The organism is Neoaquamicrobium sediminum, assembly GCF_040970315.1.
Taxonomy (GTDB): domain Bacteria; phylum Pseudomonadota; class Alphaproteobacteria; order Rhizobiales; family Rhizobiaceae; genus Aerobium; species Aerobium sediminum.
Genome location: NZ_JAZHFV010000008.1, coordinates 67,100 through 87,407, shown reverse-complemented (window position 1 = coordinate 87,407; position 20,308 = coordinate 67,100). Strand labels below are relative to the sequence as shown.

Below are 20,308 nucleotides of genomic sequence, written 5' to 3'. Positions count from 1 at the left end.
GATTTGATCAGGCAACCCGGATGACGCTGGTCATGCCCGAGGCCTGGTGTTCGAGGATGTGGCAGTGAAACATCCAGTCGCCGGGATTGTCGGCGACAAATGCGATCTCGATCCTTTCGCGCGGCGCCATCAGCACCGTGTCGCGCCATTCGCGGTGACTTGTTGGCGCGCCGTCGCGCGAGATTACCCGAAACGAATGTCCATGCAGGTGGATGGGGTGATGCCATGCGGTTGCGTTGGTCATCGCGAGCACGCAGCTTTTGCCGCGCGGCAGAGCGAGCATGGGCTCTAGGACATGGCCCTCCGCCGCGACGCCGTTGACCAGCCAGATCCCGCCGCCGCGCATCATGGCGCCCATTCCGTCCACAGTTCCTCCGGAGGCGGTGGCAAGGCCCATCTCTTGCATCACCATCGCGCCCATCATTCCGCCGGTAAACAGCACCTCGTGGCGCAAAGCATTGGCGAAATCGGGCTCGGCAAGTGGGTTGGCGGGCAATTCCAACGGCCAATCGGGCACAGCCTCGCGCAGCGGTTCATCTTGATAGGCAATGGTGAGGAGATTGTATTCCAGCCCGGTATAAAACGTGTCCTCGATGGTGAAACGCTCGCCTGGGCGCCCCGTGCAATCGAGGACAATGTCGGCACGCATGGCGGGGCCGAGGACGATCCGGCCCGCCTCCTGTGAGTGTGGCGTGACCGGTTGACCGTCGAGTGCGATCACAACCGGCTGATGGTCTCTGAAGTCGAGACCGAATATTCGCGCATTGGCGGCGTTGATCAGCCGTAGGCGAATCCGTTCGCCGCGGCGTACCTCAAACGTTTCGGGCACCTGGCCGTTGATGGTGACGATGTTGCCCATCCGCCCGTTATGGGCTGCGTCATGCGGGTGTCCGAAATCGTCGCTGGCATCGCCTTGATGTGTTAGCCGCCAGTCATCCAGCACCCAGACTAGGTCCCGGTCGACGGGGATGGGGTTAGCCTCCTCGATGACCAGGGCGCCGTAAAGCCCCCGGTCCACCTGTTCGAAGCTGCGCTGGTGGGGATGGTACCAGAAGGTACCTGCGTCAAGTGCGTCGAATTCATAGGCGAAACTGTCGCCTGTCGCGATTGGCCTCTGGGTAAGATGTGGCACGCCGTCCATGGCGTTTGGTGTCCGGACGCCATGCCAGTGCACTGTGGTTTCCTTCGCCAGCCCGTTCTCGACCATGATGCGCAGGCGGTCGCCTTGTCGGACCCGCAATTCCGGTCCCGGCACGGTTTTGTTGTAGGCCCAGACCCCGGTTTCCTGTTCCGATCGCGGGTTGAGACTCGCCGTCCCGGTGGCGGCCCGGAGGCGGAATTGTCTTACGTTCGGCGCAGCCGCACCAGGGCTCGTCGTCGCCCACGGCAGGACGGCTGTCGCCAGTAAGGAAGTCAGGAAATTGCGGCGCGACAGCGCCGGCATGCAAATGTCGTTCATGGCAATGATCCCGGAAATGCGTGAGTGCGCGGCGATGGGCGATCGCGAACCGATCAACAACGCCACTTGCTGCGCACGAACGTGGCGCGAAGCGGTGATGTTCAAACGTTCTGGTTGGCGCCTGCAGCGGAATCTAGCGGGGAGGGTGGTGTTCAGGCGGGCCGGTACGGTCCGGCATGCCGCGATCGGACATCGCCGGGGTAGGCGATCTTTCTGGCAGCGGGAGTTCGGACCCCCGAATGGGCAGCGCCACTGAGGACGCGACACAGACCATCTCGCAGGTGTCCGCAATCGAATCCATGTCCACGCATTCGGTACAGCCGGACATTTGATCTACCTGGCCAAGGGCCAACTTGACCAATGGCGTTGCGGTGGCAGCGCTACTCGCCGCCCCGCTGGCGGAGATAGCGGCAAACAAGATCAGAAGCGCGGCGCATAGGTGTCGCATCGTCGGACAATTACCTTCGATTGCCGGCCGTGTCGAGAACATTGGCCCGTCGTACCGAGCATTCGCAGACGGTGGCCCGGCCAGATCGCAGGGTGACCGGATAATGCCGTAAGTCGGCGACCTTGGAACATCTTTGGCCGATGGTGGTTTCTCACATACCCATATGGGGTATCGACGAGAATGGATGCGGAACGCAGAAAATCGAAAGTTGCTCGCCTCAACCGGATTGCCGGCCAGGTGCAGGGCATATCGCGCATGATGGCGGAGGACCGCTACTGCATCGACATCCTGCACCAGATCCAGGCCGTGCGCGTGGCGCTTTCGCGTGCTGAGAACGAAATCCTTCGCGACCATGCAACCGAATGCGTGGCGAGCGCGATCGCGTCCGGAAATGCGGCCGACCAGAAGCAAAAGGTCGACGAGTTGATCAATCTTTTCGACCGCTCGAAAGGTTGATCCCGCGAGAGGCGGGACGAAAAGCAGGAGCATTTGAATGTCCTATGTCCGTTTTGGACTGATGATCCTCACCTCCACCGTGGTGATGTTCATCCTCATGTACCTCAACACCTATGCGTGGGAGCACGTCTTCTTTTCGGAGACTCGCACCTATATGGCGGTCCTGATGGGCGCGACGATGGCGATCATTATGCTCGCCTACATGCTGGGGATGTACAAGAATACGTCGCTGAACATCGCCATCTTCGTTGGGGCGGTAGTCGTCTTCGCATTGTCGCTTTGGCTGGTGCGCAGCCAGGTCACGGTTTCCGGGCCGAGCTACATGCGCGCGATGATCCCGCATCATTCAATCGCCGTCATGACGTCCGAGCGGGCGCAGATCCGCGATCAGCGTGTGCGCAAGCTCGCTGACGAGATCATCGAGGCGCAGCGGCGGGAGATCGCCGAGATGCGCTATCTCATCGCTGACGTCTCGGGTGGCAATGTCGCCGACGACGTCTACCAGGACCCTCCAGCCGAGCCGGGTGACGTAGAAGATGCTCTTTCGAATTTGCTCGTTTCCACACTCGATCTGGCGCCGATGAGCGAGGCGGAGGCATCACAAGTGATGGAAGGGGGCGCCAGTTGCACGTTCAACCGCAGTCCCGAATCCGAGCCGATCCTCTGGGCCGGCGAGGATGGCGCAGCCGCCAAGCTGAACGGCGTTCTGCTCGCGCTGGATGCGGCGGGCGATCCCCAAGGCGAGGCGGCCGGGTTCACCACGCCCGGCATGACAGTCAGCGTCCGGCGTCTCGGCGACGAAGGCGACTGGCGCGCCGATGCCGAACTCGTTTTTGAGCTCGAGCGGGGTCTGAGTGTCGGATATCGCGGCTTCTATACGTGCAGCGGTTGAGGCTTGTATCAATTGCCCGATCCGCGCGCCGACGGGCAGCGAAGGGAATTCAGTCATGGCACTAGATCGAAATGCAAAGAAGGCCACGCTCTACAGGATGGTCATGCCGGACCATCTTTGTCCGTATGGCCTGAAATCCAAGGATCTTTTGGAGCGGAACGGTTTTGACGTGGAAGATCGGCACCTTGAGACTCGTGAGCAGACCGACGCCTTCAAGCGCCAGCATAGGGTCGAGACGACCCCGCAGACCTTCATAGATGGACAGCGGATTGGCGGGTACGACCAGTTGCGGGAATATTTCGGAGAGCATGTCGAAAACAAGGACGAAACCAGCTACCAGCCCGTCATAACCATCTTCTCGGTCGCGTTTCTCATGGCGCTTGCTTTCAGCTGGGCGGCCTTCGGAACCGTCCTGACCATCCGGGCCATCGAATGGTTCGTCGCGATCAGCATGACCATACTCGCCGTGCAGAAATTGCAGGACGTCGAAAGCTTCTCGACGATGTTCCTGAACTACGACCTGCTGGCCCGTCGCTGGGTCCGCTACGGATATCTCTACCCTTTCGGCGAAGCGCTGGCGGGTATCCTGATGATCGCCGGCGCGCTTATGTGGATAGCTGCTCCCGTTGCGTTCTTCATTGGTACCATTGGCGCGACTTCGGTCTTCAAAGCTGTCTACGTTGATAAACGCGAGCTGAAATGCGCCTGTGTGGGCGGTTCGAGCAACGTGCCGCTCGGCTTTGTGTCCCTAACCGAAAATCTGATGATGATGGCAATGGCGATCTGGATGCCGTTGAAGGCGTTTTGGGCGGGTTGATCGCCCTGTCGAGCAGAATTTCGATCGGTGCTGGAGTTCGATTCTTCACTGATCAAGTGCGCATTTTGATTTGTTGCGTTCTCTTCCAAGCAGAAAAGCTCGCCGGTCTCGGATCAAATGTCGTCCAGCGGCCAGATCGGCCGCCTTATGTGCTTGTAGAGGCGAGCGAGGAAGTTTTTGGTCGAAAGCGCCCCGGTATCGACCTCGATCACGTTGCGGGCAATCGGCTCGAATGCGGCGCAGAAATGCTGCATCGACTTGACCACAAGCGTGGATTTGCGGTGGGGGTCCACGCCCAGTGACGTGAACTGCGCCAGATCGGTCGCCTGCCCGTTATTGGTGATCACCACGACTTCAACGCCATCGATCCGCAGAAGCGCGCTGAGGCCGTGGTTGCGCCATGTGCCGCCGCCGATCGGGCCGTAGGCGATGAAGTGGCCGCTGGAGAGCGTTACGACCTCCCCGGTCACATCCAGAGGCGCCCCGCCGATGGACGGGTCCACCTTGCCGCCCAGCTTCAGGCGCACCGTGTTGCCGACGCCCGCTTCCTGCGCTTTCAAAGCCGCTTCCGGATCGCATATGGCATGGAAACCGACATTGGTCAGCCCGGCCTCGAGGATCGGGTGGAGCAGGGTGGTCGCGTCGCCATAGGCGCTCGATCCGGCGCCGGCCGTCACGATCCTCACACCCGACGCGCTGCGTCTGCGACACGAGCCGCAGGCCGACTGCGCTCGCTACGACAGTCTCAGGAGGCCAAGCTGATGGAACGCACCCAGGTTCTGGACCTGATGGGAACGCTGAAGCTCTACGGCATGCGCAGCGCCTACGACGAGATCATGGCCACCGCCATCAAGCGCCAGCACGAGCCGCCGAGGGTCGTCGGCGACCTGCTGTCGGCCGAGATCGCCGAGAAGCAGGCGCGTTCGATCAAATGCCAACTCACCGTCGCCAAGCTGCCGCTGGCCAAGGACATCGACGACTTCGACTTCGCCGACACGCCCGTCAACGAGACGCTCGTGCGCGACCTCGCCACCGGCGCCTTCGTCGCCGACCAGCGCAACGCCGTGCTCATCGGCGGCACCGGCACGGGCAAGTCGCACCTGGCCATCGCGATCGCCCGCTCACTCATCCGTAGTGGAACACGCGGCCGCTTCTTCAACGTCGTCGATCTGGTCAACCGCTTCGAGACCGAACATCGCGCCGGCAAGCAGGGGCGCATCGCCGACTGCCTCACCCGGCTCGACTTCGCCGTCCTCGACGAACTCGGCTATCTGCCCTTCGCGCAGGCCGGCGGACAGTTGCTCTTCCACTTGATCAGCCGGCTCTACGAACGCACCTCGATCATCGTCACAACCAACCTTGCGTTCGGCGAATGGCCCGCCGTCTTCGGCGTCGCCAAGATGACGACGGCGCTGCTCGACCGCCTCACCCATCACTGCGAGATCATCGAAACCGGCAACGAGTCCTGGCGCTTCAAGAACCGATCTCAAAGCTAAAGCCAGGGAGCTCAACCCACGCGCCCGACCGGGTTGCGCAACCCCGACCAGCTCCACCCGGTCGGGCGCTCACCGTCGAGCCCTACGAGGGGGTCTCGATTGCACGCCGATCCAGGGTCCCCATTCCGAGCCGATTGACACCGGCTGCTTGAACGGACCACGCGTGCGATCCACATCGTCGTGGGGTCGATACTTGCGGTAGTGGCTGCAAACACGATTGCCGCATAGGGCCGGCGTCAGGTCTTCCTCGCCAGGGCCATCAAGGTCCACCCGAGGCCGAGCCGCTCCTTCAGGCTTTCGAACCGGTCTCCAACGAGCAGCCGGACCGGCCTGTTCAGCGTTCGGGAATTGATCAGCCGCATCACGCCCTTGTTCGCCCTGGGCGAAACAGAGAAGAGCTCCTTCACGGCAAAATCGCGTTCGAGCAGGCCCGCGAGTTCACGCCGATCGAGCCACCGCCGTAGCTGGCCGGGCCCAGGTGGAAGCACCCGGTTGAAGCGCTCCAGAACGACGCGGTTCTGCGTAGCCAGCATCAGGTAACCGTCCGGCTTCAGCAACCCCGCTACCTTTTCAGCGAACGCCTGCTGATCTGCAACATGCGACAGAACCTCCAGCGCGACCACGACATCGTATGCACCGCCGTCAAATGCCAGCTTCATGAAATCCCCGGCTACGAAGCGTGCTCCCGGCACCCGCGACCGCGCCCTGTCGAGCACTTCATCGGAAAGATCGGTTCCGGTCACGCGTCCGTAACGCAGCAATTTCGGGCACAGCCAGCCCGTTCCGCATCCGACCTCGAGAATATTGAGGTCGCGTCGACCAAGACGCTCCAGCCAACCGAGGACCACCTCTGCCTGACGGAGGCTGACATCCTGTACGGACCTTTCGCGGTTTTCGCTGTTCCAGCCATTCCAGAAATGTCTCTGTTGCGCCAGCGGGTCGCTATCTGTGTCCACGGTGAACCGTCTCCATGGGGAGGGTTTGGGAAATAGTATGCCTCCCGCGGCGCTTGGACAGCTACCATTCCGAGGCGTGCGTCCACCAATCGGCTTAGGCAGCCGCCTGCTTTGTCCCGTCGTTCGCCTTGCCTAGAGAGAGATCAGGCTTTACGTCCAGTGCGAGGCTGGCGCCGAAGAGGAAGTCCCGAACCCTGTTTGCGATTGCAAGAACATTGCTGATTGCCGCGCGCTGCGTCGCCGTTGCTGCCTTCGCGTTCCCCGTTGGACCGGGCATGGCTGACGCCCATGGCGTCGCGATCGGCGATATGGGAACGACGGATAGCCATCACGGCTATTCCCATGGGGACGACCTCGACGAGGCGCACCCCGAACACCACGGCGCCGATCACAGCCATGACACGCCGACCGACCCAAATCGCGTCCATCATGCCTTGAAACTGGTCCCGGAACCGCGCCACGCGGCGACATACCCAGCTTACCTCGCGATCGGACCGGCGCCCGGTGAAAGACCTCCCAGATCGCCTACAGCGAGCTCAAGCGCATGATCTGATAATACCGCTTACGTACGGTCCGCCATCCCCAGTGACTCAATATCGGGGAAGTTGCGCCGAAGATGGTGGGTGGGCCAGCGACGTTGGCTTTCCCACCATCGAGACCACGCAAAGCTTCCGCGACAACATCGAAGTGAGCAGAAGATTCCTGGATACCCATTGGTCTTCAAACGTAATCGCAGGTAGCTCTTTGCCCTTCTCCGGACCGCTGTCGTACACTGCTGGAACGCGCGTTTTTCAAGTGTCTTGGCGCGCGGTTAGGGCTCGTTCCTTCAGGGGTGTCCCGTTGCGGCGCAGATACGTTTTATGCGTTTAGGCGCCGGATCGGGGATCTTCCGGCCTGCGCCTCCAATGCTTTGTGAAAGGTGGAGAGCCGCAAGGACATTCTTACAGCTCTCCAAAGGTGACGTATAAATCTTATGACAGTAAATACTCCATATATCAATAACGGTGTTTTCTAATGGTTTTAGATGCTAAGTACAGACAAAATCTGTTCTCCTTGCTGCATTGCGCTGTCTTTAACGGCTTTATTTTCTGTGTTTATCTCTGATTGGATCAATGGCGCATTATCTATTGCGTTCCGCGTCTGGTTCATGAGTATATCAACCTCGAAACATTCGATGTGCTGCCGATACTCGCGCTGGTTGTACCGCTCCAGTAGATCGTCATTCTTCGCATTGTAGCTCAGCGATATCGTCGGTAGCCCCATCATGAGTGCGCAGACGACGTTGTGATAGCGGGACGCGACGACTAGCGTTGCGTCCATCATCGCTTCCATCACCGCATGGAGTGATTCCGTATTGCACGTTTCGACTTGGTCGCAAGTGTGGGGTTTGAGGCGACTCAGAAGATCGCTAATTGCAGTTGCGTCGAGCACGTCGCCAGTAATCAGCCGCACACGGTAACCCTCGTTAACGAGCTTCGTCACATAGGAGGCAAGCTTGCCCAAATAGCGCTCGTATATGCTTGGGCCGCTGGAGTCGGATTTCTTCCATCCCTGGTAATACATGACGCCCAACACGATGGTTAATCGTTCTGAGGATGCAGATCGCGACGGAGTAGGAAGATTAAACGCCAAATCAGGATAGCATTGGTCATCTATAAAATTGCCTCCGATTTCATGCATATATTTTCTAGAACTTTCGTCGCGATAGGATATGTAAGACGCGCATTTTACTGATTTCTTGAACAGAAATCGACTCAATGGATGCATGATAGGTCCTGCGCCGACGCTAACAAAAGCGATAGGTATACCAAGTACCTTTGCTGCCACACACCAGCGAAAGAGAACGAATGGCCACCCGGAGGCTGTTTCCTGAAAATCATCAAGGATGCCGGTCCCGGGGATAACAAGGACCTTCACACCGCGCAGCTTTATAAATATTTGCGCCAGACCTAACGTCATGCGGGGCAGTCCGGCCAGCGCTCTGTCGACAAGCGCAATGCGCCCGTGTAGCTCTGAACCGCCTACAGAGATACTGGGCACTGCGTAGCGCTGTGAAATCACAGCCGGCGCTGGGCAGATGCAGATTAGTGGGCTTGTAGGTAGGACCGCCTGCAAATAGTTTAACATAGATTCAAGAGAACCGTCGTTGCCGCTGTTGCCGCAGCCGAATAAACCAAGTAATGCGATAGTCATGACAGATATCCTCCGAATTTCTTTACGAAGGATTCGCTAACCAACGTAGATTTCTGTTGATAATGCCTGTATTCATTGTGCGAAATAGATCGCACTGGTAGGAAATAATTGATCTTCGAATCATTGATGCTATAGGATCGATTCGGAAATATCCTCATTGATCCAGCCAAAACGAACGTAGCTGTCATCGTATTTTTTCCCGTTTAGATTCGTTGAAGTCATAAGCCTTCGGGAATCCAAACGGGGTGGCTTCTTGATTGCAGCGAAAGTTTGCCGAGATAATTTCTGCAGTGTAGGACGCGGTCGCACATGACGGAGCTGCGGAAAACTCAGCAACGAAGCCGCCCCTGCTGATGGGACCTCATGAGATTGGTTGGCCGAGTGCGCGTGGCCGCCAGACTGTTCGCAATTTGTGCCGCAGGCCGAACTGCGCTCGTGATCATGATGTTCATTGGCAGTATGCCGGTGGGGATCTCCATAGATTGCGTGCACATGGAAGCTAGGCCCAATTGGTTGAAATGTGCCAATCGCCATGATCAACATCACTCGCGTAATGAAAGCATGAAGAGAACGTGCTGCAGGTATCGCCATCAAGTATCAGCCAGTAGGCACACAAACTGCATCCTAGCCTTCTACTCCGGCGATGGCATCTTGACTATCGGTAGACGTTTGCTAATCCCTTCGGCTGGGTACGATATAGAGCATCACGGCACTGGTTCGGCCCGCCGGCGTTGTGCGAAAGCCATGCCCAGCAGTGAAGTCAAAGGCGTGCCACAAGCAGCCGGCGCGGCTATCCGCTATCTTAGAGCCCGTCTCGAAAGGGTTGAGTAGCTGGCGCGGTCGTGATTCCGAATTTGGTGTCGAAGCCTATTCGGAGAGACCTGATGTGGACGCCAGCTACCCGTCGCCAGCATAGCCGAGAGAACCTCCGCTACGAAACCGACCTGACGGATCGGGAGTGGAATTTGATCGCGCCGATGATGCCACCTGTGGCGAAGACGGGGCGGCCGCGCCGATGGTCGCTGCGCGAGATCATGAACGCGATCTTCTACGTCATGCGCGGCGGCATCGGCTGGCGGCTTCTGCCGTCAGACTTCCCGCTCAGAAGCACGGTCTTCCGCTGGTTCCGCCGCTTCCGCGATGAGTGCCTGTTCGAGAAGATCAATCATCGACTGCTGATGCTGGACCGCGAGCGCTGCGGCCGGGAAGCCTCGCCCACAGCCTCGATCATCGACAGCCAGAGTGTGAAGACGTGCGAGAGCGGCGGGCCGTGCGGCTATGACGCCGGCAGGAAGATCAAGGGCCGCAAGCGTCACGCGCTGGTCGACACCGACGGTCGGGCGTTGGTGCTGTTTCCGCACCCTGCAAGCATCCAGGACCGCGACGGTGCAGGCTCGGTTCTGCAGGCCTCGCGGCGACCGTTTCCCTTCGTCGGCAAGGTCTTCGCAGACGCGGGCTATCAGGGACCGCGTGTCGCGGAAGCTACCTCCATCGCCGTCGAGATCGTGAAACGGAAGCCCGTTCAGGTCGGCTTCGCCGTCCAGCCAAGGCGATGGGTGGTCGAACGCTTCTTCGCCTGGATCAACCGCAACCGAAGGCTCTGGAAGGACGCGGAGGCCACTATCGAATCCACCACCGCATTCCTCTACGCCGCAGCAGTCATATCCTCGTCAGACGCATCGCGCGCCACTCATGAGCAGTTTCGGCGCGGACTCTAAGACGTTCAATAGCTCCAATGCGAGCAAGGATCCCACGAAATACTACGACAAAAAAGTATTCGCCACACAGGTCGTAGCCAAAGACAAGGCAAACGTGAAGTTCGATGGGTTTGAGCCTCTCCTGGACGCCATCGTGAGTGTCATCAATCATCACAAAGCGAAGGTGGTGCCGATCCCTGCTCCGGCGGTCACGATCAGCGCCACAGCTCCTTAGAACAAACACATCAATTACCTCGCAGGTTAAGTGCGATCGGTTGCGTACATCTCATTGGCGGGTGACATCTGCCCCGCCCTCTTGGCAAACGGCTGCTTTCAGCATCTGCTATCTACCGATTGAACGGCAGAAATGGCGGCGCAAAGCTGCCATGGCAGTTTTCGGCCCGGCCCGCTCCCGAGTTACCCAAAACCGCTCGCGGGACGTCACAATCAAGAAAGTTTCTGACCGCTCGGTTGATCGCACGGAAGGCTTGCCATCTACTGACACTCTCCAGTCGAATGTGTGCCGGCAAGGGAGAGGATCGTATGACAAAGCTGAAAATCAGTGCCGGCGGGGCGTTGGTGGCTTCCCGACGGCTGTCCTGGTCGGCCCTTGCTATTTTCTTCCTAATGTCAGTACAGGCGGCTGCCCAAGCGGTCGAAGAGCCCACCGCACCTGAGCAGGCGGTGACCATCGAGCCTGTGGCGCGCGACGAAGCGATTGAGGAGCGGATTAGCCGCATACTGGAAGCGACTGGCTGGTATCGTAGTGTCAAGATCGCTGTCGACGAAGGAATCGTGTTCCTTGACGGAATCGCGGGTTCTCGGGAGCAGCGGACGTGGGCGCGCGATCTGGCAGCGCGGACCGAGGGGACGGTTGCAGTGGTGAACCGGATTGATGTGCGCGAGGAGGTAAGCTGGAATCTCGCGCCCGCCTTATCGGAGATCGAGGCGCTGGCCCGCAGGATCGCCGTTTCGCTGCCGCTGATCGCGCTTGCGGTGCTGATCCTGCCGCTCGCGTGGTGGCTGTCGAACGCGATCGCCTCGCTTATACGCCGGGTGCTCGCGCCGCGTGTCGAGCAGGACTTCCTGCGCAACGTCATCGCACGGGCGATGGCAATACCGGTGCTTCTGGTCGGCGTTTATCTCCTGCTTCAGCTGGCCGGGCTGACGGGGCTCGCGGTCTCGCTGCTGGGGGGCGCCGGTGTGATCGGCATCGTGCTGGGATTTGCGTTCCGGGACATCGCCGAGAACTTCCTGGCAAGCCTGATGCTCAGCATCCGCCGGCCTTTCCGGCAAGGCGACGTTATTGGTGTAGCGGGATTCGAAGGCGTGGTGCAGACGATGAACACGCGATCGACAATTCTTCTGACGATTGACGGCAACCACGTGCAGATACCGAATGCGACCGTTTTCAAGAGCACGATCGTGAACTACACGGCGGGTCCGGCGCGGCGCGTGACGACGGACGTCGGCATCGGCTACGATGCGTCGATCGGTGACACCCAGCGCCTGATCGTGGAGGTCTTGCGCGGCCACGAAGCGATCCTGAACGAGCCGCCACCCATGGTGCTGGTGGATGCGCTGGGGCCTGCGACAGTAAGCTTGAAAGCGCACTTCTGGATAGACGGACGTACGCTTTCACCGCACAGGGTGCGGTCCTCGGCACTTCGGCTCATCAAGCGGGCGCTCGTCGAGCACGGTGTTTCGATGCCCGATGAAGCACGCGAGGTTATTTTTCCGCAGGGGGTGCCACTTGTGCGTATGGACGATACGCGCTCGAACGTCTCGCCTGTCCAGACCTCAGCTGCGGCTCAAGGCAGACCTGCGGCGTCGACAGCCGAGCCGGATACGGAGGCAACCTCGGCCGAGGGCGGGCTGGGCAATGAGATCAGCGAATTGCCGCAGGACATTGCAAACGCAACCATTCCCGAGGCCGCGTCAGGCAACCTCTTGTCGCGCCAAGTGCCACGACGCGATCAATAATGCGACCTATATGTGACCCGGCCTAGGTAGCAAGCCGCCTAATTTGCATCTTCGAGTTGGGCGTACGCCCAGGTCGCCACCATCATCAACTATGAACTCGATTTGAGGGTGTGACGCTACGCTTTAATCATCCGTCCCCACCAATGCCAGCATGTCGGGCGAGCGTCTGGAGGTGAAGCTAAGACTGAGCGGATCGTTTAGCCAAGCGCACGCCCGGACCGCCGCCGTTCTCAGGAATGAATTCTATTCCGCTGGCTTCGAAAGCTGCACGGATAGCGAGCAGGGTAGCAGAATGCGCAGATTTGCCATTCTCGATACGAGTGATCGTAGCCGCGGTCACTTGAGCATTCGCAGCTAGATCTCGCACCCCCCATCTTAAGGCTGCCCGCGCCATACGAATTTGATCAGGTGATATCAAATTATATCCTTGACATAATATCTTCGGTGGTCAGAATGCCCTCTTGCAATGCAGCCGTGCAGGATGGGCAAACATCCAGCACGGCCTGACCACGCCCAAGCTGTCTGGAGCTCGGATCATGGCTGATTCCGACAATACCACGACTTTGCCTTCCGTCACGCCTTCACAGACGAGTCGGACGGCGTCTACGATTCGCTTTGCGGACTGCGGAGCAACCCCCACTGACCCGGTCTTGTCGTTGTCCCGCGCATGGTCAGAGGCGCATACCGCGATGGCGGAACAGTGCCTGAGGCAACAGCGGCTCGAGACCGAGCTGCTGGAGTGCGGACAGTCCTCCCAGAACGTCGACGGAAAGCCTGCCAGAAGGGCAGGGGGCCGCAGCGGCATAAAGCAAGCCTATGCAAAAGCAAAGGCGGCCGAGGCCTTGGCAGTCGCGCGCGAACAGGAGCTGCTGGAGCGCCTCCCGCAAACCCCTGCGCACTCCCTTGCCGGCATCGCTGCCAAACTCACCGTCATTCTGACCGAACTCGAGGACAATACGGACCTGACGGATTTTCCGGCACCGCACCTGCGCTCCGCCTTGGAGGATCTAACGCGTCTGATGGATCAAGCAAACGTCGATGCATTTCCGGTTTCGGACAGCGAGCAGGAGATCGCAGACGACATTTTTCACGCGTGACATCAAACAATTCAAAGGGAGAGGTGGAAATGGCACCACAGGCATTGAGGAGAATGGGGCTGTTGGGGATCGCGGCGGCGCTCGTTCTAAGCTGGAACGGGAACGCGACGGCCGAAACGACCAAGGAACGGATCCTGCGCGAAGGCAGGATCGTTGTCGGCATCCACAACCGCTCGCCCTGGGGCTTCCGCGACGACAAAACGGGCGAGCCCACCGGCTGGCACCCCGATATCCTCAAAGCCGCCTTTGCCGAACTGGGTGTTACCAACCTGGAGTTTCAGGTGACCGAGTTCGGAGCCCTCATTCCGGGCCTGCTGGCGGGCCGTTTCGACGCCGTGGCGTCGGGTCTCGCGATTACGCCCGATCGTTGCAAGCAGGTCGCGTTCGGCGCACCGGACCTGCAGGCTCCTGACGCGGCTATCGTGCTCGCGGGCAATCCGAAGGACATCCATGGCTATGCCGACATCGCCGACGATGAAACCATCATCATGGGCGCCGGGCGCGGCAGCGTGGTGACCACCAATGCGAAGGCAGCAGGCGTGCCTGAGACCCGCATGCTGCTATTTCCCGATATCGAATCCAACCTCTCTGCGCTGCGCGCCGGACGTATAGACACAGCACTCATGGCCTCGCCGACGGTTATCGGGCTTCTGGCCGGCAACGCGCACGGCCTCGAACGAGCCCTGCCATTCGATGTGGGTCAAGCAAGTACAAATTTCGCGGCGATCGCCTTCCGTAAGGAAGATGTCGACCTGCGCGCCCTCTACGACGAACAGCTGGCCAAGCTGAAAGGCACCGAAGCCTTCGCTGCGATCATGGGGAAATACGGCTTCGGCGAAGCGGAAGCGGTGCCGCCGGGCATCACCGCCACCGACCTTTGCAACAGAGAGCCGTGAGACGCAGATGACGCTGATCGATATCTGGCTGGGCATTTTGCAGGGGCTCGGTACAACGGCCGCCGTCACCGCCTATGGTCTGGTCTTTGCCATTCCCTTTGCGCTCGCATTCGGCGTCGCCCAATACCTCACCGGGGGCGTCGCGCGGCTGCTAGTCACCGGCGTCATCGAATTCTGGCGCAGCTCCGCCGTCATCATCCTGCTGTTCGTTTTCTACTATGCGCTGCCCGTCGTCGGGATCACCCTGTCGGCCATGACGGTGAGCGCCATGGTGCTTGGCCTCAATGCAGGAGGCTATGCCAGCCAGGCGGTGCGCGCCGGTCTCCAGGCGCTTCCGTCAGGCCAGAGGGAGGCCGGTGCAGCCCTCGGCCTGTCACGCCCGGCAATCCTGCTCCTGATCGAACTGCCGCAGGCGCTGATCACGATGAGCCCGACCTTCGTCAACACAGTCATCCAGCTGGTAAAGGCGACGGCCCTGGTGTCGCTCGTGACTTTGACCGACATGACGTTCCGCGCCAAGGAAATCGCGCAGGTCGAATACAAACCCGTCGCGATCTACACAGCACTCCTCCTCGCCTTCTTCGTCGTCTGCTATCCGATCGCGCTCGCGGGACGCTGGCTGGAGAGGCGTGTCGCAGCACCCGGGAGCCGCGCTGATGGGATTTGATCTGGCCTTCGCATTGTCCAGCGTACCGATAATCCTAGGCGCGGTGGGCACGACCCTGTTCGTTGCGCTCGTCAGTTGCATTGGTGCAGCTGCAACCGGCTTTCTCTTCGAGATGGTACGCCGGGTCGGTGGCATCGCCGGCCTCACGATTGGTTTCGTGATCGATTTCATCAGGTCGACGCCGGTATTGGCGTGGCTCTATTTTCTTTACTTCGTCCTCCCGTTCTACGGCATTCGCCTCGGCTCCATGACAGTCGGCGTCATGGGTCTCAGTCTCTATTACAGCGGCTATCTGGCCGAGGTGTTCAAGGCGGGGATCGATGCCATCCCGAGGGGTCAGTCGGAAGCAGCGCGTGCGCTGTCGCTTAGCCGGCGCGATGCGGTCATCCATGTCATCGCGCCGCAGATGTTGCGAAACATCGCGGCTCCGCTCGGCAACTACTTCGTCTCGATCCTCAAGGCGACGCCTTACCTGGCAGTGCTCGCGGTTCCGGAAATGCTGGGCCAGGCCTTCGATATCGCCTCGGAGACGTATCGGTATACCGAGCCGCTGGTCGTCGCCGGCATCATCTTCCTGGTGCTGGCGCTCGCCATTTCCCACGGCGTCAAACGTCTGGAACGGCGGCTCCTCGCGGTGGGCGCACGATGACCATGACGCCGCCGATGGAATGCTGGTCGACGAAGATCCACGAGAAATCAGGAGAGGGCATGAGCACACAATCGGATACCATCGTCGACATCCAGGGTCTCAACAAATGGTTCGGCGCCCTGCACGTGCTAAAAAACGTCGACCTGACAGTTGGAAGCGGTACGCGCGTCGTGGTGTGCGGGCCGTCGGGTTCAGGCAAATCGACCCTTATCCGCTGCATCAATGGGCTGGAAACCTATCAGCAGGGCACGTTGCGTCTTGCGGGGACGATGCTCGGTCTCAATGCCAGGGAGACGGCCGCGGCGCGGCGCCAGACCGGGATGGTGTTTCAGAGCTTCAACCTGTTTCCGCATCTGACGGTGCTGTCCAATTGCACGCTGGCGCTGCGGCGCGTCGCCGGCCGGAGCCGCGCGGAAGCGGAAGACATCGCCATGGCCCATCTGGAAAAGGTCAGAATACCTGAGAAGGCGAAGTCCTATCCCGGCCAGCTCTCCGGCGGACAACAGCAGCGCGTGGCGATTGCACGGGCACTGTGCCTCAACCCTCGCATCATGCTCTTTGACGAACCGACATCGGCTCTCGATCCGGAGATGATCAAGGAGGTCCTCGACGTCATGGTCGCGCTGGCCCGCGACGGCATGACGATGGTCTGCGTCACCCATGAGATGGGCTTTGCGCGGGAAGTCGCCGACCAGGTCGTCTTTATGGACGGGGGATGCATCCTCGACAGCGCATCCTCACGCGACTTCTTCGGCTCGGCGGGACATCCCCGCTCGCGGCTTTTTCTCGAAAAAATCCTGAAGCACTGAGAGGACGTCAATGACAAGTTCGATGCAGGTTTGGACGCCGCTCGATTTCGAGGCGGACGGGAAGCAATGCGACTGGCTGCGTGTGCCCCATTCAACAGATTTATCGGGTTACGGCGTGGTGCCAATCCCGATTGTGTGCATCCGAAACGGTGCAGGGCCCACGGCTCTTCTTGTCGGTGGCAACCATGGCGACGAGTATGAGGGTCAGGTCGCGCTTGCGCGCCTGTGCCGCGAGATCGAAGCAGCGGATGTTCGTGGCCGGATCATCATTCTGCCTTCCCTGAACACACCCGCCGTCGAGGCGGGTCGGCGCGTGTCACCTCTGGACGAAGGAAATCTCAACAGATCGTTTCCGGGCGATCCGGTGGGCGGGCCGACAGCGATGATCGCGCATTATGTCACCACGGTGCTTCTCGCCATGGCCGATGTCGCAATCGACCTTCATGCCGGTGGCCGCTCGTGCCACTACCTTCCGTGCGCCTTGATCAGAAGTGGTGGCGGGGCGGACGAAAATCGTGAGCTTACCGACCTTGCGACCGCGTTTGCTGCCCCGATTACCTCCATCAGCGATGGCTCAGGTGGAGGCGGCATGACAACGTTTTCGGCAGCAGGCCAGGGCCTTGGTGTGCCGGTGCTTACCGCCGAACTCGGCGGTGGGGCCACCCTCTCGCGGGCGGGCCTTGCCATTGCAGAGCAAGGGTTGCGGCGTGTCCTGCAGCTTTATGGAATCTTGCAAGGCGAGGATTCCAGCCCTGCATCGCCCACCCGCTTCATGCGCGTGCGGGGCAGGGGCGCCTTCGTCTATGCGATGCGCAAGGGCCTGTTCGAGCCGGCGGCACGTATGGGCGAGGTCGTGCAAGCTGGCCAGCTTGCCGGGGTCATTCACACCATCCATCGGCCGTGGGAAGCGGCGGAACCGGTCACATTCACCGAAGGTGGCATGGTTGCCTGCCGGCGCGCGCCGATGCTGACCGAGCCAGGTGATTGCCTCTACAAGCTTCTCGTCGACGTCGATCCGGGCTGATCGCCACAAACGCGCTCGACGCGGGCGATCATGAGTCTTTGTGGACCTATGCGTCCGTCGAAAATCCGCCCCGTGGGCGTCAGGCCGCAGGCAAGGTTCAAATGGAAAGCGGCGAGATTGGCCACGTTCACGCTCGACATCACATGTGTGACATCCGGCCGTTCCCGCGAGATCCATTGCGCGGCGAGGCAGATCGCAGCCTTGCCGTAGCCGCGCCCTTGCAGGCGTGTGTCGATCCGCAGATTGTTCAGCGTCATGCAGCCTGCCTCGGCCCAGACGGGTAGGGCTGCTTTTTCCCGTGCAACGATGAAGCCCACAACCCTGTCGCCATCGGCGAGTGCAAAAGGGGTCTGGCGCGGCGGGGAGGCTCGCAGCTGCTTGAAGATGTCGCCAATTGGTCCACCGGCGTAAGCCGCCTTGTCGGGATCGACGGCGATGTCGGCAACAACGGCCTCATCGTCGAGACCAAGCACACGCAATGTGAGTGTCATCTCTCCCACTCCGAACGGTCAGACTGATCATCAGCCTGGCATGCAGTCATGCAGACCAGCCTCACGGAATCCGGGGATTGACGGACTATGGCGTCAACGAGTGCTCAGGGGATCCTGACGGCGCGGATGAGATCGCGGCGGGCGGTCTCAGGCAGCCATTCTGCGGAACGTCCTTCAGGCGGCACTGTCGCGCACCGTCATGCCGGCGATGGCAAATCGATCACGATCGGCCGGTCGATGCCGTAGGCGCGGCGCGTGCTCCCGATTGCATCCGGCGTGACATCGATCAACAGCGCGATGATGTCGCCGTCCTCGTGCTGCATGATATCTCCCAGCTCGGCAATGCTCCATCCAAGGGCACGAAGACGCTTTGGCCAGAACGATTCACAGACGACACTGATCTGGCGAATGCCGAGTTTCAGGGCGACCTCGAGTAGGCCGCAGAGAACGACGCCGGCGACCGGCGACGGGCCGCCGCGGCTGCGCAGGGCGGGAGTGATGAAGAAGCGCGTCCATTCATAGATATCCGAGGCTCGCGGTGGCCCCGCGACTGCGAGTTGCGGAAACACATCGCCCAGGAGGTGAGGCTGTAAGGTCGGGACGAGGCGCGAGCCGCCGACGATCTTGCCGGCGCTATCGAGCGCCATCAGGTAAATGGCATGCTCGGTGTCGAACGCATCCATTTCGATGTTGATGGGTCGTGCCACCGAACGCCATTGCCGTCGCTTCACATATATGTCGTAGCGGATGCGAAAATAACGCTCCAGCAAGACCCTGTACTGTTTCCTGTTGGCCCAAGTGACCACCTGAATTCGAACCATGACGCCTCCAGACAAATGGAGGCGTGGTAGGTGAATGCGTTTGGAAAATGCATGCCGGAATTTCGGTATAGCTAGATCTGAATTTCATGCCTTCGCAGTGCTTTCACGATGGCATGGGCCACGTTGGTGGCGTTTAGCTTCTCGCGGATGTTGCGATGGTGGCTCTCCACCGTATTCATCGTTACGCCGAGGATGCAGGAAATATCTTCGGCCGACTTACCGTCTGCGCTCCATTCCAGGAGTTCGCGTTCCCTCGGCGTCAGGGGCTTACCCTCCTCCGCACCCGATTTGCTTTCCAGGCGGCTTATTTTGCGGAAGAGGTGAACACACAGCGCTTCTATCAGTGGCATCGCGCCGGGCGGTATCTCCATCCGATCGCTTGCTGCCGTCACCACAGCCGGTCCAGACAGCGGCATATGGATTGGCACACATAAGCCGTCCTTCATGCCAAATTCGGCGGCCTCGTCCATCACTAGACTGGCACGTGTTGTCAGACGACCAGCGCGCAGTTCATGCCAGAGGAACGGTTCGGTGGCGAGACGGCTGCGTGCGGCGCAAGGATCGTAAAGGAAATGCCCCTCGGATTCGTAGCGGGCGAACCATTCGCTCGCCCATCCGTCATGAAGAATCTCACGATGCCATTCGCTGTCCTGGGGGACCGGCAATCCCGTGATCAGAAAATTGTTCAGGCCGTACCGATTGAGGACGCCCTGAAAAACTTCGAGTGCGCGATCAGATGAGGGGGAATCGTCGATCGCTGATATCGCAGCGAAAAGCTCCCCAACGGCAGCGTTGTTCATCGATAAACCTCGATACACCCCGCAGCTTCAATCTAAACACCCCACAGCTTCAACCTAAGCGTGTTCCACAACCGGCTTCAACGCCGCGGACGTCGATTGTCTACTGTAGGAGTCAAGGAAGGCACTATTTCTTGGGTCGGCGTGCCACAGGTTGCAAACGCAGGGGTTTAGTCCTGTGAGCCACCGGCCGGCTGCCTGGTTGAGCGTCAAGTGTGACGCTTCGGTGCCGTTGCAGTGATGAGGTCCTTCGGCTCCACGTCCAACGCCGTCGCCAGGACTTCCAGTGTATCCAGCGTTGCGTTTCGCCGCCCGGCTTCCACGCTGCTGATATAGGCCCGCGTGCGCCCCGCGGCGAAAGAAAGCTGCTCCTGAGACAGCCCTTTTTCCCGGCGGAGCCGCTGCACGTTCAGACCAAACACAGCGCGAAGATTCATCCTGCAAGCAGTGCGCTGATGTACACTATGGTGCGACACACTCTAGTGAACATTCCGCATTGACACCGGCATCACCGCCTGTTTGAACCGGGGCGTGGATGAACGATCCTGCACGGAGGAATTGCAATGGCCAGTCAACCCCTTAGCACTCTTCGCGCAGGCCTTTCGGAAACCAATTCCGCACACCCTCGGAAGGCAAAAAACAGTGGAACCGATACGGCCG

The 20,308-nt window shown here is 60.1% G+C and carries 23 protein-coding genes; 13 read left to right on the top strand and 10 right to left on the bottom strand.

The window, feature by feature from the left end; translation table 11 throughout:
• Positions 1 to 7: 7 nt before the first annotated feature.
• Positions 8 to 1,459, bottom strand: a complete 1,452-nt coding sequence (locus tag V1479_RS22120; protein ID WP_173194552.1) for a multicopper oxidase family protein — start codon at positions 1,457 to 1,459, stop codon at positions 8 to 10.
• 628 nt (positions 1,460 to 2,087) lie between these two features.
• Here V1479_RS22120 and V1479_RS22115 point away from each other — a divergent pair.
• Genes V1479_RS22115 through V1479_RS22105 form a run of 3 tightly spaced genes read left to right on the top strand, consistent with a single transcriptional unit; the run spans position 2,088 to position 4,072 of the window.
• Entirely contained in the window at positions 2,088 to 2,363 is a 276-nt protein-coding gene (locus V1479_RS22115) for a metal-sensitive transcriptional regulator (protein WP_173194280.1), read from the top strand.
• 37 nt (positions 2,364 to 2,400) lie between these two features.
• Positions 2,401 to 3,255: a DUF6692 family protein gene (locus tag V1479_RS22110; protein ID WP_173194278.1), complete on the top strand. Its 855-nt coding sequence runs from the start codon at positions 2,401 to 2,403 to the stop codon at positions 3,253 to 3,255.
• Positions 3,256 to 3,310: 55 nt separating this feature from the next.
• Positions 3,311 to 4,072, top strand: coding sequence for a glutaredoxin family protein (locus V1479_RS22105; RefSeq protein ID WP_173194551.1), 762 nt, complete (start codon positions 3,311 to 3,313; stop codon positions 4,070 to 4,072).
• Positions 4,073 to 4,185: 113 nt separating this feature from the next.
• Here the strand turns inward: V1479_RS22105 and V1479_RS22100 are convergent, their stop codons facing one another.
• A complete protein-coding gene (locus V1479_RS22100) occupies positions 4,186 to 4,749 on the bottom strand; it encodes an MlrC C-terminal domain-containing protein (protein WP_368804776.1) in 564 nt (187 codons plus the stop codon).
• Positions 4,750 to 4,833: 84 nt separating this feature from the next.
• Between V1479_RS22100 and istB the strand changes: the two genes are divergently transcribed.
• Positions 4,834 to 5,568: an IS21-like element helper ATPase IstB gene (istB, locus tag V1479_RS22095; protein WP_368804775.1), complete on the top strand. Its 735-nt coding sequence runs from the start codon at positions 4,834 to 4,836 to the stop codon at positions 5,566 to 5,568.
• Positions 5,569 to 5,804: 236 nt separating this feature from the next.
• On the opposite strand, the gene V1479_RS22090 is transcribed toward istB, so the two are convergent.
• The 3 genes from V1479_RS22090 to V1479_RS22080 form a co-directional block, all read right to left on the bottom strand.
• Complete coding sequence (locus V1479_RS22090; RefSeq protein ID WP_368804774.1) at positions 5,805 to 6,524, bottom strand: class I SAM-dependent methyltransferase; 720 nt, start codon at positions 6,522 to 6,524, stop codon at positions 5,805 to 5,807.
• A 143-nt stretch (positions 6,525 to 6,667) separates the two neighbouring features.
• Positions 6,668 to 6,922, bottom strand: coding sequence for a hypothetical protein (locus V1479_RS22085; protein WP_173194270.1), 255 nt, complete (start codon positions 6,920 to 6,922; stop codon positions 6,668 to 6,670).
• Positions 6,923 to 7,544: 622 nt separating this feature from the next.
• Complete coding sequence (locus tag V1479_RS22080; RefSeq protein WP_173194268.1) at positions 7,545 to 8,717, bottom strand: polysaccharide pyruvyl transferase family protein; 1,173 nt, start codon at positions 8,715 to 8,717, stop codon at positions 7,545 to 7,547.
• Between the two features lie 884 nt (positions 8,718 to 9,601).
• On the opposite strand from V1479_RS22080, the gene V1479_RS22075 reads away from it, so the two are divergent.
• From V1479_RS22075 to V1479_RS22065, 3 genes are all read left to right on the top strand, one after another.
• Positions 9,602 to 10,413 (top strand): IS5 family transposase gene (locus tag V1479_RS22075; protein WP_244649387.1). Its coding sequence is split into 2 segments (ribosomal slippage): positions 9,602 to 10,379 and positions 10,379 to 10,413, totalling 813 coding nucleotides; the frame shifts between segments, so codons are not numbered across the junction.
• On the top strand, positions 10,410 to 10,649 hold the full coding sequence (locus V1479_RS22070) for a hypothetical protein (RefSeq protein ID WP_368804773.1): 240 nt from the start codon (positions 10,410 to 10,412) through the stop codon (positions 10,647 to 10,649). Before V1479_RS22075 ends, V1479_RS22070 begins: the two co-directional genes overlap by 4 nt.
• Before the next feature lie 308 nt (positions 10,650 to 10,957).
• Positions 10,958 to 12,397 carry a mechanosensitive ion channel domain-containing protein gene (locus tag V1479_RS22065; RefSeq protein WP_368804772.1) on the top strand — a complete coding sequence of 480 codons (1,440 nt, stop codon included), beginning with the start codon at positions 10,958 to 10,960 and terminating at the stop codon, positions 12,395 to 12,397.
• 178 nt (positions 12,398 to 12,575) lie between these two features.
• Here V1479_RS22065 and V1479_RS22060 read toward each other — a convergent pair whose 3' ends face one another.
• Positions 12,576 to 12,791, bottom strand: a complete 216-nt coding sequence (locus tag V1479_RS22060; RefSeq protein WP_368804797.1) for a transcriptional regulator — start codon at positions 12,789 to 12,791, stop codon at positions 12,576 to 12,578.
• 142 nt (positions 12,792 to 12,933) lie between these two features.
• Between V1479_RS22060 and V1479_RS22055 the strand changes: the two genes are divergently transcribed.
• The 6 genes from V1479_RS22055 to V1479_RS22030 are packed head-to-tail and all read left to right on the top strand — an operon-like array spanning position 12,934 to position 17,539.
• On the top strand, positions 12,934 to 13,494 hold the full coding sequence (locus V1479_RS22055; RefSeq protein ID WP_368804771.1) for a hypothetical protein: 561 nt from the start codon (positions 12,934 to 12,936) through the stop codon (positions 13,492 to 13,494).
• A gap of 29 nt (positions 13,495 to 13,523) precedes the next feature.
• Entirely contained in the window at positions 13,524 to 14,390 is an 867-nt protein-coding gene (gene ehuB, locus V1479_RS22050; protein WP_368804770.1) for an ectoine/hydroxyectoine ABC transporter substrate-binding protein EhuB, read from the top strand.
• Positions 14,391 to 14,397: 7 nt separating this feature from the next.
• Positions 14,398 to 15,057, top strand: coding sequence for an amino acid ABC transporter permease (locus V1479_RS22045; protein WP_368804769.1), 660 nt, complete (start codon positions 14,398 to 14,400; stop codon positions 15,055 to 15,057).
• A complete protein-coding gene (locus V1479_RS22040) occupies positions 15,047 to 15,706 on the top strand; it encodes an amino acid ABC transporter permease (RefSeq protein ID WP_368804768.1) in 660 nt (219 codons plus the stop codon). Before V1479_RS22045 ends, V1479_RS22040 begins: the two co-directional genes overlap by 11 nt.
• A gap of 59 nt (positions 15,707 to 15,765) precedes the next feature.
• Positions 15,766 to 16,515 carry an amino acid ABC transporter ATP-binding protein gene (locus V1479_RS22035; protein ID WP_368804767.1) on the top strand — a complete coding sequence of 250 codons (750 nt, stop codon included), beginning with the start codon at positions 15,766 to 15,768 and terminating at the stop codon, positions 16,513 to 16,515.
• Positions 16,516 to 16,525: 10 nt separating this feature from the next.
• Positions 16,526 to 17,539 carry a succinylglutamate desuccinylase/aspartoacylase family protein gene (locus tag V1479_RS22030; RefSeq protein WP_368804766.1) on the top strand — a complete coding sequence of 338 codons (1,014 nt, stop codon included), beginning with the start codon at positions 16,526 to 16,528 and terminating at the stop codon, positions 17,537 to 17,539.
• Here the strand turns inward: V1479_RS22030 and V1479_RS22025 are convergent.
• The 4 genes from V1479_RS22025 to V1479_RS22010 all read right to left on the bottom strand — a co-directional run bounded on the left by V1479_RS22025 (position 17,506) and on the right by V1479_RS22010 (position 20,070).
• Positions 17,506 to 18,030, bottom strand: a complete 525-nt coding sequence (locus V1479_RS22025) for a GNAT family N-acetyltransferase (RefSeq protein WP_368804765.1) — start codon at positions 18,028 to 18,030, stop codon at positions 17,506 to 17,508. The two genes, V1479_RS22030 and V1479_RS22025, sit on opposite strands and share 34 nt — an antisense overlap.
• Before the next feature lie 197 nt (positions 18,031 to 18,227).
• The gene (locus V1479_RS22020) at positions 18,228 to 18,800 is read right to left on the bottom strand and encodes an acyl-homoserine-lactone synthase (RefSeq protein WP_368804764.1); all 573 of its coding nucleotides are present in this window, start codon (positions 18,798 to 18,800) and stop codon (positions 18,228 to 18,230) included.
• 122 nt (positions 18,801 to 18,922) lie between these two features.
• Positions 18,923 to 19,651, bottom strand: coding sequence for a LuxR family transcriptional regulator (locus V1479_RS22015; RefSeq protein ID WP_368804763.1), 729 nt, complete (start codon positions 19,649 to 19,651; stop codon positions 18,923 to 18,925).
• Between the two features lie 206 nt (positions 19,652 to 19,857).
• Complete coding sequence (locus V1479_RS22010; protein ID WP_368804762.1) at positions 19,858 to 20,070, bottom strand: helix-turn-helix domain-containing protein; 213 nt, start codon at positions 20,068 to 20,070, stop codon at positions 19,858 to 19,860.
• Positions 20,071 to 20,308 lie beyond the last annotated feature (238 nt).

Bases quoted from the DNA above. Each gene is read 5' to 3' on its own strand.
- V1479_RS22120 (WP_173194552.1), bottom strand. From the start codon at position 1,459: ATGAACGACATTTGCATGCCGGCGCTGTCGCGCCGCAATTTCCTGACT.
- V1479_RS22115 (WP_173194280.1), top strand. From the start codon at position 2,088: ATGGATGCGGAACGCAGAAAATCGAAAGTTGCTCGCCTCAACCGGATT.
- V1479_RS22110 (WP_173194278.1), top strand. From the start codon at position 2,401: ATGTCCTATGTCCGTTTTGGACTGATGATCCTCACCTCCACCGTGGTG.
- V1479_RS22105 (WP_173194551.1), top strand. From the start codon at position 3,311: ATGGCACTAGATCGAAATGCAAAGAAGGCCACGCTCTACAGGATGGTC.
- istB (WP_368804775.1), top strand. From the start codon at position 4,834: ATGGAACGCACCCAGGTTCTGGACCTGATGGGAACGCTGAAGCTCTAC.
- V1479_RS22085 (WP_173194270.1), bottom strand. From the start codon at position 6,922: ATGGCTGTGATCGGCGCCGTGGTGTTCGGGGTGCGCCTCGTCGAGGTC.
- V1479_RS22080 (WP_173194268.1), bottom strand. From the start codon at position 8,717: ATGACTATCGCATTACTTGGTTTATTCGGCTGCGGCAACAGCGGCAAC.
- V1479_RS22070 (WP_368804773.1), top strand. From the start codon at position 10,410: ATGAGCAGTTTCGGCGCGGACTCTAAGACGTTCAATAGCTCCAATGCG.
- V1479_RS22065 (WP_368804772.1), top strand. From the start codon at position 10,958: ATGACAAAGCTGAAAATCAGTGCCGGCGGGGCGTTGGTGGCTTCCCGA.
- V1479_RS22060 (WP_368804797.1), bottom strand. From the start codon at position 12,791: ATGGCGCGGGCAGCCTTAAGATGGGGGGTGCGAGATCTAGCTGCGAAT.
- V1479_RS22055 (WP_368804771.1), top strand. From the start codon at position 12,934: ATGGCTGATTCCGACAATACCACGACTTTGCCTTCCGTCACGCCTTCA.
- ehuB (WP_368804770.1), top strand. From the start codon at position 13,524: ATGGCACCACAGGCATTGAGGAGAATGGGGCTGTTGGGGATCGCGGCG.
- V1479_RS22045 (WP_368804769.1), top strand. From the start codon at position 14,398: ATGACGCTGATCGATATCTGGCTGGGCATTTTGCAGGGGCTCGGTACA.
- V1479_RS22040 (WP_368804768.1), top strand. From the start codon at position 15,047: ATGGGATTTGATCTGGCCTTCGCATTGTCCAGCGTACCGATAATCCTA.
- V1479_RS22035 (WP_368804767.1), top strand. From the start codon at position 15,766: ATGAGCACACAATCGGATACCATCGTCGACATCCAGGGTCTCAACAAA.
- V1479_RS22030 (WP_368804766.1), top strand. From the start codon at position 16,526: ATGACAAGTTCGATGCAGGTTTGGACGCCGCTCGATTTCGAGGCGGAC.
- V1479_RS22025 (WP_368804765.1), bottom strand. From the start codon at position 18,030: ATGACACTCACATTGCGTGTGCTTGGTCTCGACGATGAGGCCGTTGTT.
- V1479_RS22015 (WP_368804763.1), bottom strand. From the start codon at position 19,651: ATGAACAACGCTGCCGTTGGGGAGCTTTTCGCTGCGATATCAGCGATC.